This window comes from Microcoleus sp. N3A4 (genome assembly GCF_036701805.1).
GTDB lineage: Bacteria > Cyanobacteriota > Cyanobacteriia > Cyanobacteriales > Microcoleaceae > Microcoleus.
In genome coordinates this window covers 23332-37785 of sequence record NZ_JAUBRJ010000077.1, presented here as the reverse complement: position 1 = coordinate 37785, position 14454 = coordinate 23332, and the positions used below count along the sequence as shown (strand labels likewise).

Annotated in this window: 13 protein-coding genes; 7 read left to right on the top strand and 6 right to left on the bottom strand. The window is 48.2% G+C overall.

Going from position 1 to position 14454, the window contains the following annotated elements:
• The first annotated feature begins 418 nt into the window (after window positions 1-418).
• The 4 genes from QUA56_RS30420 to QUA56_RS30405 all read left to right on the top strand — a co-directional run bounded on the left by QUA56_RS30420 (window position 419) and on the right by QUA56_RS30405 (window position 3853).
• Entirely contained in the window at window positions 419-1444 is a 1026-nt protein-coding gene (locus QUA56_RS30420; protein ID WP_333365807.1) for an ABC transporter permease, read from the top strand.
• Complete coding sequence (locus QUA56_RS30415) at window positions 1413-1589, top strand: hypothetical protein (RefSeq protein WP_333365804.1); 177 nt, start codon at window positions 1413-1415, stop codon at window positions 1587-1589. The genes QUA56_RS30420 and QUA56_RS30415 overlap by 32 nt, the downstream gene beginning before the upstream one ends.
• 63 nt (window positions 1590-1652) lie before the next feature.
• Entirely contained in the window at window positions 1653-2288 is a 636-nt protein-coding gene (locus QUA56_RS30410) for a hypothetical protein (protein ID WP_333365802.1), read from the top strand.
• Between the two features lie 500 nt (window positions 2289-2788).
• The gene (locus QUA56_RS30405) at window positions 2789-3853 is read left to right on the top strand and encodes a hypothetical protein (protein WP_333365799.1); all 1065 of its coding nucleotides are present in this window, start codon (window positions 2789-2791) and stop codon (window positions 3851-3853) included.
• Here QUA56_RS30405 and QUA56_RS30400 read toward each other — a convergent pair.
• Together QUA56_RS30400 and QUA56_RS30395 are read right to left on the bottom strand one after the other, a co-directional pair.
• Complete coding sequence (locus QUA56_RS30400; RefSeq protein ID WP_333365796.1) at window positions 3846-4148, bottom strand: hypothetical protein; 303 nt, start codon at window positions 4146-4148, stop codon at window positions 3846-3848. The genes QUA56_RS30405 and QUA56_RS30400 overlap by 8 nt on opposite strands.
• A gap of 88 nt (window positions 4149-4236) precedes the next feature.
• The gene (locus QUA56_RS30395) at window positions 4237-4437 is read right to left on the bottom strand and encodes a hypothetical protein (RefSeq protein ID WP_333365794.1); all 201 of its coding nucleotides are present in this window, start codon (window positions 4435-4437) and stop codon (window positions 4237-4239) included.
• Between the two features lie 64 nt (window positions 4438-4501).
• Between QUA56_RS30395 and QUA56_RS30390 the strand changes: the two genes are divergently transcribed.
• Together QUA56_RS30390 and QUA56_RS30385 are read left to right on the top strand one after the other, a co-directional pair.
• A complete protein-coding gene (locus tag QUA56_RS30390) occupies window positions 4502-5308 on the top strand; it encodes an ABC transporter permease (protein WP_445242963.1) in 807 nt (268 codons plus the stop codon).
• Window positions 5309-5376: 68 nt separating this feature from the next.
• Window positions 5377-6276, top strand: coding sequence for an ABC transporter ATP-binding protein (locus QUA56_RS30385; protein WP_333365792.1), 900 nt, complete (start codon window positions 5377-5379; stop codon window positions 6274-6276).
• Between the two features lie 37 nt (window positions 6277-6313).
• On the opposite strand, the gene QUA56_RS30380 is transcribed toward QUA56_RS30385, so the two are convergent.
• The 4 genes from QUA56_RS30380 to QUA56_RS30365 all read right to left on the bottom strand — a co-directional run bounded on the left by QUA56_RS30380 (window position 6314) and on the right by QUA56_RS30365 (window position 9490).
• Window positions 6314-6778 (bottom strand): DUF4915 domain-containing protein, encoded by a 465-nt coding sequence (locus QUA56_RS30380; protein ID WP_333365789.1) that lies wholly within the window; start codon window positions 6776-6778, stop codon window positions 6314-6316.
• Between the two features lie 537 nt (window positions 6779-7315).
• The gene (locus QUA56_RS30375; protein ID WP_333365786.1) at window positions 7316-7645 is read right to left on the bottom strand and encodes an iron-sulfur cluster assembly accessory protein; all 330 of its coding nucleotides are present in this window, start codon (window positions 7643-7645) and stop codon (window positions 7316-7318) included.
• Window positions 7646-7794: 149 nt separating this feature from the next.
• The gene (locus QUA56_RS30370; RefSeq protein WP_333365783.1) at window positions 7795-8214 is read right to left on the bottom strand and encodes a phosphomannose isomerase type II C-terminal cupin domain; all 420 of its coding nucleotides are present in this window, start codon (window positions 8212-8214) and stop codon (window positions 7795-7797) included.
• Window positions 8215-8500: 286 nt separating this feature from the next.
• Window positions 8501-9490: a Fic family protein gene (locus QUA56_RS30365; protein ID WP_333365780.1), complete on the bottom strand. Its 990-nt coding sequence runs from the start codon at window positions 9488-9490 to the stop codon at window positions 8501-8503.
• A gap of 337 nt (window positions 9491-9827) precedes the next feature.
• Between QUA56_RS30365 and gltB the strand changes: the two genes are divergently transcribed.
• The gene (gene gltB, locus QUA56_RS30360) at window positions 9828-14414 is read left to right on the top strand and encodes a glutamate synthase large subunit (RefSeq protein WP_333365778.1); all 4587 of its coding nucleotides are present in this window, start codon (window positions 9828-9830) and stop codon (window positions 14412-14414) included.
• The last annotated feature ends 40 nt before the right edge of the window (window positions 14415-14454 follow it).

The window sequence follows — 14454 nt, the reverse complement described above, 5'->3', positions numbered from 1 at the left end:
GCGACGCACCCTACATAACACGTACCGCACAATATAGCTTTATAGTGTACTTCACGAACCACCGAATATGCTGTATGCCTGGAACCAAAGCGTGTCAACTTAAGCCTAAAAACCTTTGTATCTCTGATAGCCGAGTCTAGATCCCCCTCGCATCCCCCTGATAGTCGGGGGACTTGAAGACGTTTCCGGTTCCCCCGACTATCAACGCCAGGGATCTCGAACCCTAATCGTCAGACAGCAAACTGGTATTACGTTTAACGTTAAGTTGACACGCTTTGGCCTTGAACATATGACTAACAACTAACAACTAACAACTAACAACTAACAACTAATGACTGATGACTGATGACTGATGACTGATGACTAATGACTAATGACTGATGACTAATGACTGATTTCTTCGCAATTCCCAAATATTATGTCTCGTTCAAAAGCCCTGCAATCTTATATTTTTGTCCGCTTGCTCCTCGCACCGCTAATGTTGTGGACAATCACCACAGCAGTATTTTTATTGTTGCGGGCCACTCCGGGCGACCCCATAGATGCCATTCTCGGCTCGCGAGCTCCCGCAGCCGTCAAAGCAGCAATGCGAACCCAACTCGGCCTCGACGCACCCCTGTGGGAGCAATATTTCAAATACATGAAAGACTTATTCAGTCTGAACTTGGGAACCTCCATCACCACTCGCGGACAAACCGTGTGGCAAATTATCGGAGACTATTTCCCCGCTACAGTGGAATTAGCAGTTTGTAGCATGGCCGTAGCTTTAATTGTCGGCATCAGTATCGGTTCCCTGGCAGCATCCCGCCCCAACACTATTTTCGATGCTGTCGGCCGTTTGTTTGGCATTATCACTTACTCGCTGCCGGCTTTTTGGGCCGGCATGGTTTTGCAGTTGATTTTCGCGGTGCAGTTGGGCTGGTTTCCCTTGGGAACTCGCTTTCCCGTGACATTCCCCGCTCCCGAAGGCTACACGGGACTGTACACTATTGACAGTCTCCTGAGCGCTAACCCCGGTCAGTTTCTCACATCTTTGCATTATTTGGCACTTCCGAGTTTGACGCTGGGCATTCTTTTGAGCGGCATTTTCGAGCGCATTGTCAGGGTGAATCTCAAGCAAACTTTGCAAGCAGATTATGTCGAAGCAGCTAGAGCTAGAGGCATTCCCGAATTGCAGATTTTATGGGCTCACGCTCTGAAAAATGCGCTAATTCCGGTGATTACTGTCTTGGGATTGACTTTTGCTGCACTGTTGGGCGGTGCTATTTTAACAGAGGTTACTTTTTCTTGGCCGGGGCTGGCAAATCGCCTTTACGAAGCGATTAGCTTGCGAGATTATCCAACTGTTCAAGGTATTGTGGTGTTTTTTGCGGGAATTGTCGTAATTGCCAGCATTGTAATTGATATTTTGAATGCTTACATTGACCCGCGAATTCGGTACTAAAAATATCAAGGAAGAAGGGCAACGGATGCGCGACTGTGGCACTCTCGGCTTTTTCTACCTGTACTTTCTGTCAGCGCGAGATGTTTTAGCCAGCGGTGGCCCTGTAGAAGCAGTTGTCAAAAAGATCGATCGGCTTTTAGAGTGACGACACTTGGCATTTTATGGGCAATACTGGAGAAAATAAACTTCAATATTTGAGGAAACGCTGATGAGATTATTGCGAACAATCGCCGCTCTATCGGCTGCCTTGACCCCACTGATGGCTGAAGCTGCCTTTAGCCGTCCCATGCCGGGAACAGCCGATTTTCCCAGAGCCTCAAACCCCCAAGTAAATGTGCCGGTTTGCTTCATCGAAACTCCAGGCGGCACAACTTTTGATTTAGTCAGCTTGTGCGGCAGCAATGCTGCTCCCCAAAACACTGCTCCGGCTGCCGGCAACCCCGCCAATGCTCCTGCAAATAACCCCAATGCGGGCAATCCGGCTGCTGCCCCGAACCCTAACAGCGTCACCAGAGATGCTGTCGGCACGCCGATAACTACTCCAGCAGGCACGGCAAATCCCAACAATCAGAATAATCAGAATCCGGGAACTGCGCCCAATACCAATCCCAATAATCTCAATCCGGGAACTTCACCAACCACCAATCCCAATAATCTCAATCCGGGAAGTTCGCCCTATACCACTCCCAATAATAGTGCGTCTCCCACGGGTGGAACTGCTGGCGACAGCAACAGCGATTTAGTTCCCAATCCCAATCTCAATCTTCCGAGAGTGCCGCCGAGTTCCTTTGGCCCTGGAGGTGTTGCACCAACTAGAGATGCGATTGATGGCCCCCGCCAATAATCGGCGAAGTGTCAGAACTTTCACAGAAACCGGGTTTCTCTGAAACCATCTCTTTTTCAGGGATATTTCACCCGCGAGAAAGCCGGAATATTTATTTGCTTGCTTAATATTGCTCTCAGGGGCGATCGGCATATTTTGTAGCAGACTAGCGAAATAAAAGTTAAGCTAAGAACTTGTAGGCGCTATCAGCCAAGCACTCTTTCAAAACTGGACAACCAGGTAGAAGCAGTGATAGATAGCTAGCTTTAATCCGTAACAGGATTAGTTATCAGCAAAGGTTAAAATTATTACCAGGCGGATGCTCGCCAGCTCCAAGTTCTCAAGCAAAACCATTCAACAGGCATATTTTTGTTAAGCCACTGTGGTTGGGAAAGTACCGGCTGATAACATTAGCGAGACAAAATTAACCCGATTATTCGGAGGCTCTTCACGAGCAAAATATTTGTTTTAAATTTAAACAAAATTGCTCTATACCCGATCGCACTTGAGGAGGACATCTAGTGTCAAACTTAGTTCAACGCTTAGAAATAACCGCTCATCCGCAACTAGAAAAATCCCTCGGTTATCGAGGAGACAGCCGCTGGGTAGCTTGGCGCTGGGAACCCGACATCGACCAACTTATTTCCAGCGACGGCAAAACAGTCGGCACTGGGAATAATATGGCTTGGCTGGTGTTTTTGCAGCACGATTTAGTCGATCCTGCGGTACAAGAGTACAACCTCGGCGAGGGCGATCGCTACTGGCTGCTTTTAGACACAGCAACTAGAAATCTCTACGTCGGCGAAGGGAAAACTGTTCAAAGTCTGCTCGAACAGCCGGAAAGTTTAGGTTTATTGGCCTGTCTCGATGGCGGGAATGCCGATCGACAAACTGGTGAAACTTGGCAGCAAACGCTATCTCAACTAACAGCAAAACCAGTTGTTCGCCACCTCACAAATGCCCTTCCTTTCGGTATCGCGGCCGCTTTGATAGGTGCTTTAGGCATCGGAACCGGATTGTGGGTAGTGCCTGCGGTGCAGCAGAAACTAGCCGAAAAAACAGCTTTTGTTTCCCCAATTAGTTCTGCCGCCAACTGCGGGCTTGGCGGTTCCGACGATTTTTCAGCTTATGTCGGTTCGTCAAGCGGAAATAAAGAACTTCACTTAATAGGCGTTTACGAAGCTAATGCGGATCACAAGAACCGAGATTTATCTAAAAGTGCGTTAGCGAAGCCCTCGGAGAGGATCGAAGTCAAAGTAGAACGCCGAAACAAGCCAATAATTCTCGCACTTTCAGCCTACGAACCGGTGCAATGGAACATTACCGCAGAACCGGGCGCAGTTATCGAAAAAATCATCGTTAACGGATACCACAAGCAAACTGTTTCAGGAGTTTCTGGAATTCCAATTGAAGAGCACAGCTACGAAGAAACCGGAAACTATATCGGCGACTTTATCTACAAGTGGGGTGCTACCGCTGAAAGTAGCAATACTTCTTCCCTCGTGACTAAATTGGAACAGGGAAACCGCACCAGTTTAACTTCTTTTCAAGGATGCTACAGAGGTACGAATTTTGCGATTAAGTAAGAATTTCCGAGTCTAATTCGGCGATTACTCGATCGAGCGTTTTGTTTTGACTCCGATCTTTCTTTGGCTGCGGAGGGCGGGTTGCTAGTTCAGCGTCAAGTTCCTCCATCGTCAGGATAGGCAACTCAAATGCCTGTTTAAACGCTTCGATTTCTTGAAATAAATCTTCAGCCGTTGCGCCTGTAGGCATCGCAGGCTCTTTTTGATAACCGATAAGCGTCTTGTCGCGTTCGTAATACACGATACGGATACAATAACCGTCTAGATCGTGAAATACGCGGTAAGTCCATAACATAGTCATTCCTCCTCTTGACCGCGAAAAAAAACAGTATTATTGGGTTTTTCACCAATCCGTTCGATCGCAACTACACGGACTTGTTCTTCTACGTTGTAATATACTCGATACGCAATTCCCAATCGGCAATTTTTGTACCGTCATCTCGACAAGGTTTTCGATTCATTGTCATGACGGTTGGCTCGTAGCTCAGGTTGGTTTGGATTCCGTCTACAATGATATTGCGATCGCGTCTGTCGAACCACTTAAGATCGTTTTCAGCTTCTGATGTTAATTCAATGGTGTACATTTTGAACTGTTATTTGACAAGCTTATGTAATGGCTGTATCATAGGCTATTAACTTTCTTTTTTGATGCCAGACACTAACAATGCTAACAAACTTAAGATGAAATACTGGTATGAAACCCTCGCTGTAGCGCAGCGAATTTTAATAGAATTGGGAAGGCGAAGACGCAGTTTAATTTTTTGGGCGATCTTTCCGATTTCTATCTTGATTATTAACGCCTTAATCTTAGCAGAACGCGCGCAACTGACAACAGCAAAAGCCTTTGAAACAGCGGCCCCTGCAAGTTTAGTAGGAGCGGCTTTATTTTTTAGCTGTCTCGGCGGTAGCGTAGCAACGGTAGTCTCAGAACGAGAACAGCACACTCTCAAACGCTTGTTTATTTCGCCCTTGAGCGGCACTTCTTACTTTTTAGGAATTTTTATTGCTCACAGTTGTATCGGCATCGGTCAGGTAATTTTAGTATACGCTATCGCCTCTTTTTTGGGAGCACAATTTCAAGGTTCAATTCTGTTAGGATGTGCGATTATTCTGCTCAGTATTGTAGCTTACGTAGGAGTCGGATTCATTCTCGGCACGCAGTTTGCGAGGCGCACTGAAGATGTCAACTCGCTAGTAGCAGCTTTCGGCGTTCCTTTGTTGATTTTAGGAGGCGCATTTTTGCCGACTTCGCTGTTTCCCAAAAGTTTGCTGGAAATTGCCAAATACAATCCCATTTATCACATGAATGAAGCCCTGATGGGCGTATGGGCTGGCGGAAAAGACTTGGCTGGTATTGCCGAACACTTTTGGTTTTTGTGCATCTTTGCTATGTTGATGATAGTAGCCGGATGGCTGTCTTACCGGCGGATGTTGAGAGTGGAAAGAAGACTTTAACGATCGCGGAAGCGGAAAAAATGAAAGAATGTACTTTAAAATAATTAAAAATTGGGAGATTTCAATCAGTGTTGGAAATAGAAAAACTCAATAAATCCTACGGCGAACGTTCAGTGCTTCGAGATTTAACTCTGCACATTCAAGCTGGAGAAATTTACGGTTTGCTGGGGCAAAACGGTGCTGGAAAAACTACAACTATCAATATTTTATGCAATTTGTTAAATGCGGACAGTGGCAAAGTTTCTATCAATGGCGAACCTGTTTCCGCAGCTACCAAATTGTTAATAGGTGTAGCTCCTCAAGAAAATTTGCTTTACAAAAGCCTGAGCTGCGAAGAAAATCTCAACTTTTTTGCTCAAATTTACGGCTTAGAGCGCAAGCAGCGGCGCTATCAAGTAAGGCACTGTTTGAAAGCAGTAAATTTGACAGATCGAGCTAAGAGCCCAGTAGAAACTTTGAGCGGAGGAATGCAGCGCCGTTTGAATATTGCGGTAGCATTGGTACACCAACCTAAGTTAGTAATTTTAGACGAACCGACAACGGGTTTGGATATAGAGGCTCGCTATGAAATTTGGGATTTAATTCAACGTTTGCGATCGGAAGGAATTACAGTTTTGCTGACTACTCATTTGTTGGATGAAGCTGAGCGTCTTTGTCAGAGAATCGGAATTTTAAAGAATGGTAGTATTGTGGCGGAGGGGAGTTTGGAGGAGTTGCAAAAACTGATTCCGGCTCAAGAAATCATCGTCGTAAAAACCGACGAAGAAGCTGAAGTTATCGCCCGCGCTCAAAAATACAATTTCATTCCCCGCCGCTACGGTAGCGATTTGGCTTTTTGGCTGCCCGAACGTTTAGAATTAAAAGATATTATTTTGCGCTTCGACGGGATTTCTATTGACTCAATCGCTCGGTATCCCGTGCGGTTAGAACATATTTATGTCGAGGTAACGAAACAAACTGTATCTTAATTTGCGTTCATCCGCCTATATCCGCCGACATCTGCGGTTAAAGTTCCAAAGTAATTAACTGAGCAATTTCTGCAGTTTGAAAATCCAACGCCATCGGCACGAGAACTGCCGGAATCACCTGCACATCATCATCCACATAACCTAATTCCCCTCTCCCCAAATTTAACAGCCACAACTTGTCTCGATACCAGCGCGGTGAGTGTGGCATTGACAATCCCCTAACGATAATATCATTAGATTCGATATCAATAACTATACCGCCGTTTTGTCGCCGATCGCGCCAGCCATCCACCACATCCCACTGACTCGACGCTGTGACATACAGCATATTCCATGTATATATATAGCCTTTCTCAAAAAGATGAGGTATGACTGACAGCTTACATAACCACCCAGACGCTTGAGGGCCGGGGCCCAACAACGTCCGCGAATCTTTCGCTCGAACCGCTATAGTACACACAATCTTGTAGTAAGGTGCGTCGCTTTCAGAGTCAATCTGCAAGTTCCATTTAAAAAGTCGCAGCGACGCACCCTACATATTAACATCACACAATATAAATATAGTGGCTACTGTACTTCATCAACCTGGAATATGCTGTATTTCGCTTTTCGCTAGATACAGTATCTGACGGGCCCACAATGACAATCCTCCCGCTTTCTAGTTCAACTGGGTAGTCTTAACCAGCTTCTTTGAAGGTTTTTTGGACTTTTTCTAAGTCTTTGAGCGTCATCATACGATTTGAGATTTGAGATTTGAGATTTGAGATTAAAGAATTGAATAATTATCTGCAACTGACGCACCCTACAGGTTGGTTATTCCTTATTTTGTCAGGTGCGTCAATCGATTTGAGATTAAAGAATTGAATAATTATCTGCAACTGACCATCAATAAATTGATGGTATAAGCCCCCGGATTTATCCGTGGAATCAATCCAAAATCCTTGCATCTCAAATCCTCAAGCCCCCGAATTTATCCGTGGGGTCAATCCAAAATCTAAAATCTAAAATCTAAAATCGAATGACGCACCCTACAGGTTGGTTATTCCTTAGCAGAAAAGGAGTTGCCGCAGCTACAGCTTTGGGCGGCATTGGGATTGTGAAATCGGAAACCTCCGCCCATCAAGTCTTCTGAATAATCCAAGGTGAGCTCATTGAGATATTTTAAGTGCTGGGGGTCGATCGCAACTTCAATTCCCTCTGACTCGCATACAGCGTCTTCTGCGGCTGGCGCATCGTCAAATGCCATTGTATAAGACAAACCGGAGCAGCCGCTCGATTCCACGCCCAGACGAAATAAAGCATTGGGGTTGGGATGCTTCGACTTGAGCCGCGTTACTTCTGTTGCTGCTGTTTTGCTCAGATGAATCATTATGGGTAATTGGTAATTGGTAATGGGTAATAATTTGGGAGTAGTGTTGAGTTTTGAGAATTTAGAGTGTGCACGAAGCCCTGCACCTTACCCGGAGAATGTAGGGTGCGCCGCAGCGCACCTTACCGCTATATCTTTAGCAACTTGAGTTACTTAGCCTTTTCATTACGAGCATAATCGTCTTGAAAGCGGATAATATCATCTTCTCCGAGATATTCGCCATTCTGCACCTCAATTAAAACCAGGGGGATAACTCCCGGATTTTCCAGGCGGTGAGAAGTGCACTGAGGAACGTAGGTAGACTGATTGGTAAACAGAACAATTTCTGTTTCGCCGCAAGTAACTTTTGCAGTACCAGAAACCACAATCCAGTGTTCGCTGCGGTGGTGGTGCATTTGCAGGCTGAGGCGGTGTCCAGACTTAACTTCGATCCGCTTAATTTTATATCCTGGGCCTTCTTCTAGAGTCGTAAATGAACCCCAAGGCCGCAATTCTGTAGCGGCTATTTCGTTGGGTGCAGCAGGTGCGTGCAGAGTAGATACTTGAGAAATTTCTTGAATCTGAACCATGATTTTCACTCCTTGAGGATTGCTTGCTGAATCCTTTGGTAAACGACGTTGGATTGTGATATTAACTAATTTATCCTTAAAATCTAAGTCCGATCGCGCGAACCGCTTAGCGGACTGTAGATTTTTGCACTTTTGTCTGCTTTGCCCGATCGACCCACCTTGACCACCATAGCAAAATCATCACAGCGGTTGTTACCCGGTATTCGCGATCGCCCCAATCTACATCAAATCTTCATAGAAAGGGCGCTGGTTCTTGAATATTGATTAAAGGTGAATCCTAATCCAGCTATTGAGACTGCTGCTGCAAAACTGCTAGCATCTCTTGATAGAAAGGCAGGCCTTGACCCAGGCTATCGCTGGCGGTTGCTAGGATTTGCAAGGTTTCGATCAGCGAGTATCGGGCCGCATCTACAATAAGATCGAGCAGCGGATGAATCCCAGAACCATGCTGCTGTGCTTCTGCGATCGCATCGATGTAGGCAGCACGCACCTGGTTAGAGATAATGACAATGGAATATCCCGCCCGCAACAGCAGGAGATTCATCAATAACCGCCCGGTGCGTCCGTTACCATCGCGAAACGGATGAATCGAAACCAAGCGAAGATGTGCTTCGGCTGCAAACTCTAGCGGATGTAACGATTTGATTTTATCGCTGTTGAGCCATTCGATAAATTCCGGCATCAAACCCGAAAGCAAATAATGAGGCGGATAGAGGTATTCGGTACCGGCGGCTTTGACATCTAACTGCCGATAGCGTCCAGCTTCCTCCGGGGCGTTAGCGAAGCCCTCGAAGAGGATCGCCCTGATAATTAAGTTGTGAATTTGTTTAATTTCCCATTCACCGATCGCGGTGTCCGATCGCGTTAGCATTTCAATGTAGTCGATCGCATCTCGATGTCCGATCGCTTCTAGGTGTTCGCGCAAAGTTTTGCCACCCACAGTGATGCCGGTTTCTAAGACTAATTCGGTTTCGCGCTGCGTCAAAGTATTTCCCTCAATCGCATTGGAGTGATAAGTAAACCGAACGTCGTAGAGTTTTTTCAATTCTGCAACCAGGGTGGGAGAAAGCGGCCGAAAGCTATCTAACCAGGCTTTGAGTCGATCGACTTTTTGCAATTTTTCAGAAAGGTTCATCGCGGATGAGAAGGCAAAATGCTGGTGGAGAATGTCACCCAGACGCTGAGGATACAGTCGCATTAACAATGCGATAAACTCATTTCTCAAGAACAGGCAAGATGCCTGTTCCACAGAGAGTAAATTTTGTGGGCTGGGCATCTTGCCCGCCTTTGAAAGGCTTATTAACAATGGTGCAAGATGTGAGTTGGTATCGGAATTACTCATCTCTCTTCTCTGACTCTGCGCTCTCTGCGGCCTCTGCGGTTTAATAATTCACATAATTGAAGAGTCTTTAAGCATAAATCTTTAACCTCCGGGTTCCATAGTTAAGCGATCGGCTTTAACTATTTTTTTACTCGGATCGAATAAGCTGGGATTTTTTGGTGGCTCTACCCAATTGAGTAGATCCACATATAATACATGATACTAGAGCGATCGGCATCCCATCCTCTACTCTAGATCGACATCTTTTCGCCACTTTGACAGGAGCATCAAAATGAACAGCAACGGACTGCCACAAAAGCAAGGCCTGTACGATCCGCAGTTCGAGCACGACGCTTGCGGAGTCGGATTCATCGTACACATGAAAGGTAACAAATCCCACGAAATTGTCGAGCAGGCACTGACAATCCTATTGAACCTCGACCACCGGGGCGCGTGCGGCTGCGAACCCAACACCGGAGACGGGGCGGGGATTTTGATGCAGGTGCCCCACAAGTTTCTGAAGAAAGTAACCGCGGCCCTAAACATCGAACTTCCCGAAGCCGGCGAGTACGGCGTCGGCGCGATTTACTCGTCGCCCGATCGAACTGAACGGGAAAACGGTCAGCGCATTTTTGAGGAAATCGCGGCAGAAGAAGGCCAGGAAGTGCTCGGCTGGCGGGATGTTCCCACCGACAACTCGTCCCTCGGCGACACCGCCAAATCTAGCGAACCCTTCATGCAGCAAGTGTTCCTCCGGCGGGCCTCCGGTATTGACGAGGCGGCTTTCGAGCGGAAACTGTACGTCATCCGCAAACGGGCTCACAACGCCATCCGCAGGACTAACACAGACCCCTACTGGTACAATTCCACTCTCTCGTGCCGGACGATCGTCTACAAGGGTATGTTAATGCCGGTGCAAGTGGGAGATTACTATCCCGAACTGCACGACCCCGACATGGAAAGCGCTCTAGCCCTGGTTCACTCGCGCTTCAGCACCAATACTTTTCCGAGTTGGGAACGATCGCACCCTTACCGCTACATCGCTCACAACGGCGAAATTAACACGATGCGCGGCAACATTAACTGGATGCACGCGCGGCAATCGCTGTTCGAGTCGGAACTATTCGGCGATGACTTAAAGAAAATCCCCAATTTAATCAATATCGAAGGCAGCGACTCGACGATTTTTGACAATGCTTTGGAATTGCTGAATTTGGCCGGGCGTTCTTTGCCGCACGCCGTAATGATGATGATTCCCGAACCTTGGACAGCCCACGAGTCCATGAGTGACGAGAAAAAGGCTTTCTACGAATACCATTCCTGCTTGATGGAACCTTGGGACGGGCCGGCTTCGATCGCCTTTACTGACGGTACTTCGATCGGGGCTGTGCTCGATCGCAACGGTTTGCGCCCTTCCCGCTACTGCGTTACCAAAGATGACTTGGTAATTATGGCATCGGAAGCCGGAGTTTTGCCGATCGCCCCAGAACGAATTGTCTCAAAAGGCCGCTTGCAACCGGGGCGGATGTTCCTAGTAAATACCGAGGAAGGCCGCATCGTTTCTGACGAAGAAATTAAGACCAAAATCGCCACTGAACACCCGTACCGCCAGTGGATTGACCAGCACATGGTCGAAATCGCCAAACTGAAAGATGCCCCGGCATTGGCCGAATCCCACCCCGAAACATTGATCCAGCGGCAGATGGCTTTCGGCTATACCTTTGAAGAACTGCGGTTGCTGTTAGCGCCGATGGCGAAAGATGGCGTGGAAGCTGTCGGCGCGATGGGTGCGGATACGCCGCTGGCAGTGCTTTCCAACCGCCCAAAACTGCTTTATGAATACTTCCAGCAGTTGTTTGCTCAAGTTACCAATCCGCCGATCGATTCTATCCGCGAAGAAATTGTAACTTCTGCCGAAACTACGATCGGCGCTGAACGCAATTTGCTCAAACCAGAACCGGAAAGCTGTCATTTGATTGAACTGAAAACGCCGATTCTCAGCAATGAAGAATTAGCTAAGCTCAAACACGTAAATGAGGGCAATTTCCGGTCGATTACACTGCCGATTTTGTTCGACCCCCAAACAGGGGTAAAAGGTCTCGAACAAGCCTTAGAAGAGGTTTTTGCAGCAGCAGACAGCGCGATCGCCTCTGGGGTGAATATCATCATTTTGAGCGATCGGGGTGTCAATCCAGACAAAGCCCCGATTCCGGCGCTGCTGGCAGTTGCAGGCCTGCACCACCACTTGATTCGCAAGGGTACGCGCACGCGGGCGGGACTTGTTCTCGAATCCGGCGAACCGCGAGAAGTGCACCATTTTGCAACTTTAATCGGCTACGGTTGCGGTGCAATTAATCCGTATTTGGCCTTCGAGACGATCGCCGATTCGATCCGCGAAGGATTGCTGGTAAATGTCGAGTACAAAACAGCTTGCAAAAACTACGTCAAAGCTGCAACTAAAGGCGTGACGAAAGTGGCCTCGAAAATCGGGATTTCCACAATTCAAAGTTACCGCGGCGCGCAGATTTTTGAGGCGATCGGCTTAAACAAATCCGTAGTCGATAAATACTTTGCTTGGACGGCATCGCGGATTGAAGGTGTAGACCTCGAAGTCATCGCCCAAGAAGCAATTTTACGCCATACTCACGCATTCCCAGACCGTCCATCCAGCGGACATACTCTCGATGTCGGCGGCGAATATCAGTGGCGGAAAGAAGGCGAGGCGCATTTGTTTAGTCCGCAGACAATTCACGCGCTGCAACAGTCGGTGCGCGAGGGCAGTTACACGCTTTTCAAACAGTATTCTGGGCTGGTAAACGAACAAAACCAGCAGCATTTTACCTTGCGCGGTTTGTTGCAATTCAAGCAGCGGGAATCGATACCCATTGAGGAAGTTGAACCCGTAGAATCTATTCTCAAACGCTTTAAAACTGGGGCGATGAGTTACGGTTCGATTTCTCAAGAAGCCCACGAATCTCTGGCGATCGCGATGAACCGCATTGGTGGCAAATCGAACACCGGCGAGGGTGGGGAAGACTCGGAACGCTACACTTGGACGAACGATCGCGGCGACTCGAAAAACAGCGCGATCAAACAAGTTGCTTCCGGGCGTTTCGGCGTTACCAGCTTGTATTTGTCTCAAGCGCGGGAACTGCAAATCAAGATGGCGCAAGGCGCAAAACCCGGAGAAGGCGGACAGTTGCCGGGTAAAAAAGTATACCCGTGGATTGCCAAGGTACGCAACTCGACTCCGGGTGTGGGTTTGATTTCGCCTCCTCCTCACCACGACATTTATTCGATCGAAGATTTGGCCGAATTGATTCACGACTTGAAAAATTCCAACCGGGAAGCGCGGATTAGCGTGAAACTCGTGTCGGAAGTTGGAGTCGGGACGATCGCGGCCGGGGTTGCGAAAGCCCACGCCGATGTCGTGTTGATTTCCGGCTACGACGGCGGTACAGGCGCTTCGCCGCAAACTTCGATCAAACACGCGGGATTACCTTGGGAGTTGGGATTGGCCGAAACTCATCAAACGCTGGTTTTGAATAATTTGCGATCGCGCATTGTTGTCGAAACTGACGGTCAAATGAAAACCGGCCGCGATGTAGCAATTGCTGCCTTGCTTGGTGCGGAGGAATTCGGTTTTGCGACCGCGCCGCTGGTGACATTGGGCTGCATCATGATGCGCGTGTGCCACCAGAACACTTGCCCGGTGGGTGTTGCAACCCAAGACCCGCTACTGCGGAAAAACTTTACCGGCGACCCGGATCACACGGTAAACTTTATGACCTTCGTCGCGCAGGAAGTCCGGGAAATTATGGCGCAGTTGGGCTTCCGCACGCTGAATGAAATGGTTGGCCGCACTGATGTTTTGGAACCTCAGCAAGCTGTGGAACACTGGAAGGCTAAGGGTTTGGATTTCTCGAAAATCCTTTATCAGCCGGAGGTTGGGGCGGATGTCGGGCGCTACTGTCAGATGGCGCAGGATCACGGTTTGGAAAAGTCCCTGGATATGACTGTGTTGTTGGATTTGTGCAAAGGTGCGATCGAAAATGGCGAAAAAGTCCACGCCAAACTGCCGATTACCAATGTCAACCGCGTTGTCGGCACAATTCTCGGCAACGAAATCACCAAACGCAACTGGGAAGGTTTGCCGGATGACACGGTGCACCTGCACTTCCAAGGTAGCGCCGGACAAAGCTTTGGCGCATTCGTGCCCAAGGGAGTCACCCTGGAGCTCGAAGGCGAAGCTAACGACTATTTGGGCAAAGGGCTCAGCGGCGGCAAGATTATCTTGTATCCGTCGCCAGCTTCTACCTTTGTCGCGGAGGAAAACGTGATTGTCGGTAACGTGGTGCTTTACGGCGCAACTGCTGGTGAGGTTTTCATCCGAGGGATGGCGGGCGAACGTTTTGGGGTGCGTAACTCCGGCGTGAATGCAGTAGTTGAAGGTGTGGGCGATCACGGTTGCGAGTACATGACAGGCGGCAAAGTTGTGGTTTTGGGCGAAACCGGGCGCAATTTTGCAGCGGGTATGAGTGGCGGTGTTGCTTACATTTTGGATGAAGCGGGGGATTTTGCAACTCGCTGCAATATGTCGATGGTGGATTTGGAAAAACTGGAGGATGTTGAGGAAATTAGCGATTTGCGGCAGTTAATTCAGACTCATTTTGATTTGACTGGAAGTGCGAAAGCATCGCAGGTTTTGGCAAATTGGGACTCGATGGTGCCGGTGTTTGTGAAGGTGATGCCGAGGGATTACAAGCGGGTGTTGCAGGCTATTGAAAGGGCGATCGCATCGGGTTTAAGCGGTGATGATGCGCTGACGGCTGCGTTTGAAGAAAATGCTCGCGATGTGGCCCGGATTGGCGGCAGCTAGTATTAGTATGGGTGCGTTACGGCTACGGCCTAACGCACCC

Bases quoted from the DNA above. Each gene is read 5' to 3' on its own strand.
- QUA56_RS30365 (WP_333365780.1), bottom strand. From the start codon at position 9,490: ATGCCCAGCCCACAAAATTTACTCTCTGTGGAACAGGCATCTTGCCTG.
- QUA56_RS30420 (WP_333365807.1), top strand. From the start codon at position 419: ATGTCTCGTTCAAAAGCCCTGCAATCTTATATTTTTGTCCGCTTGCTC.
- QUA56_RS30370 (WP_333365783.1), bottom strand. From the start codon at position 8,214: ATGGTTCAGATTCAAGAAATTTCTCAAGTATCTACTCTGCACGCACCT.
- QUA56_RS30395 (WP_333365794.1), bottom strand. From the start codon at position 4,437: ATGTACACCATTGAATTAACATCAGAAGCTGAAAACGATCTTAAGTGG.
- QUA56_RS30410 (WP_333365802.1), top strand. From the start codon at position 1,653: ATGAGATTATTGCGAACAATCGCCGCTCTATCGGCTGCCTTGACCCCA.
- QUA56_RS30400 (WP_333365796.1), bottom strand. From the start codon at position 4,148: ATGTTATGGACTTACCGCGTATTTCACGATCTAGACGGTTATTGTATC.
- gltB (WP_333365778.1), top strand. From the start codon at position 9,828: ATGAACAGCAACGGACTGCCACAAAAGCAAGGCCTGTACGATCCGCAG.
- QUA56_RS30390 (WP_445242963.1), top strand. From the start codon at position 4,502: ATGCCAGACACTAACAATGCTAACAAACTTAAGATGAAATACTGGTAT.
- QUA56_RS30375 (WP_333365786.1), bottom strand. From the start codon at position 7,645: ATGATTCATCTGAGCAAAACAGCAGCAACAGAAGTAACGCGGCTCAAG.
- QUA56_RS30415 (WP_333365804.1), top strand. From the start codon at position 1,413: ATGCTTACATTGACCCGCGAATTCGGTACTAAAAATATCAAGGAAGAA.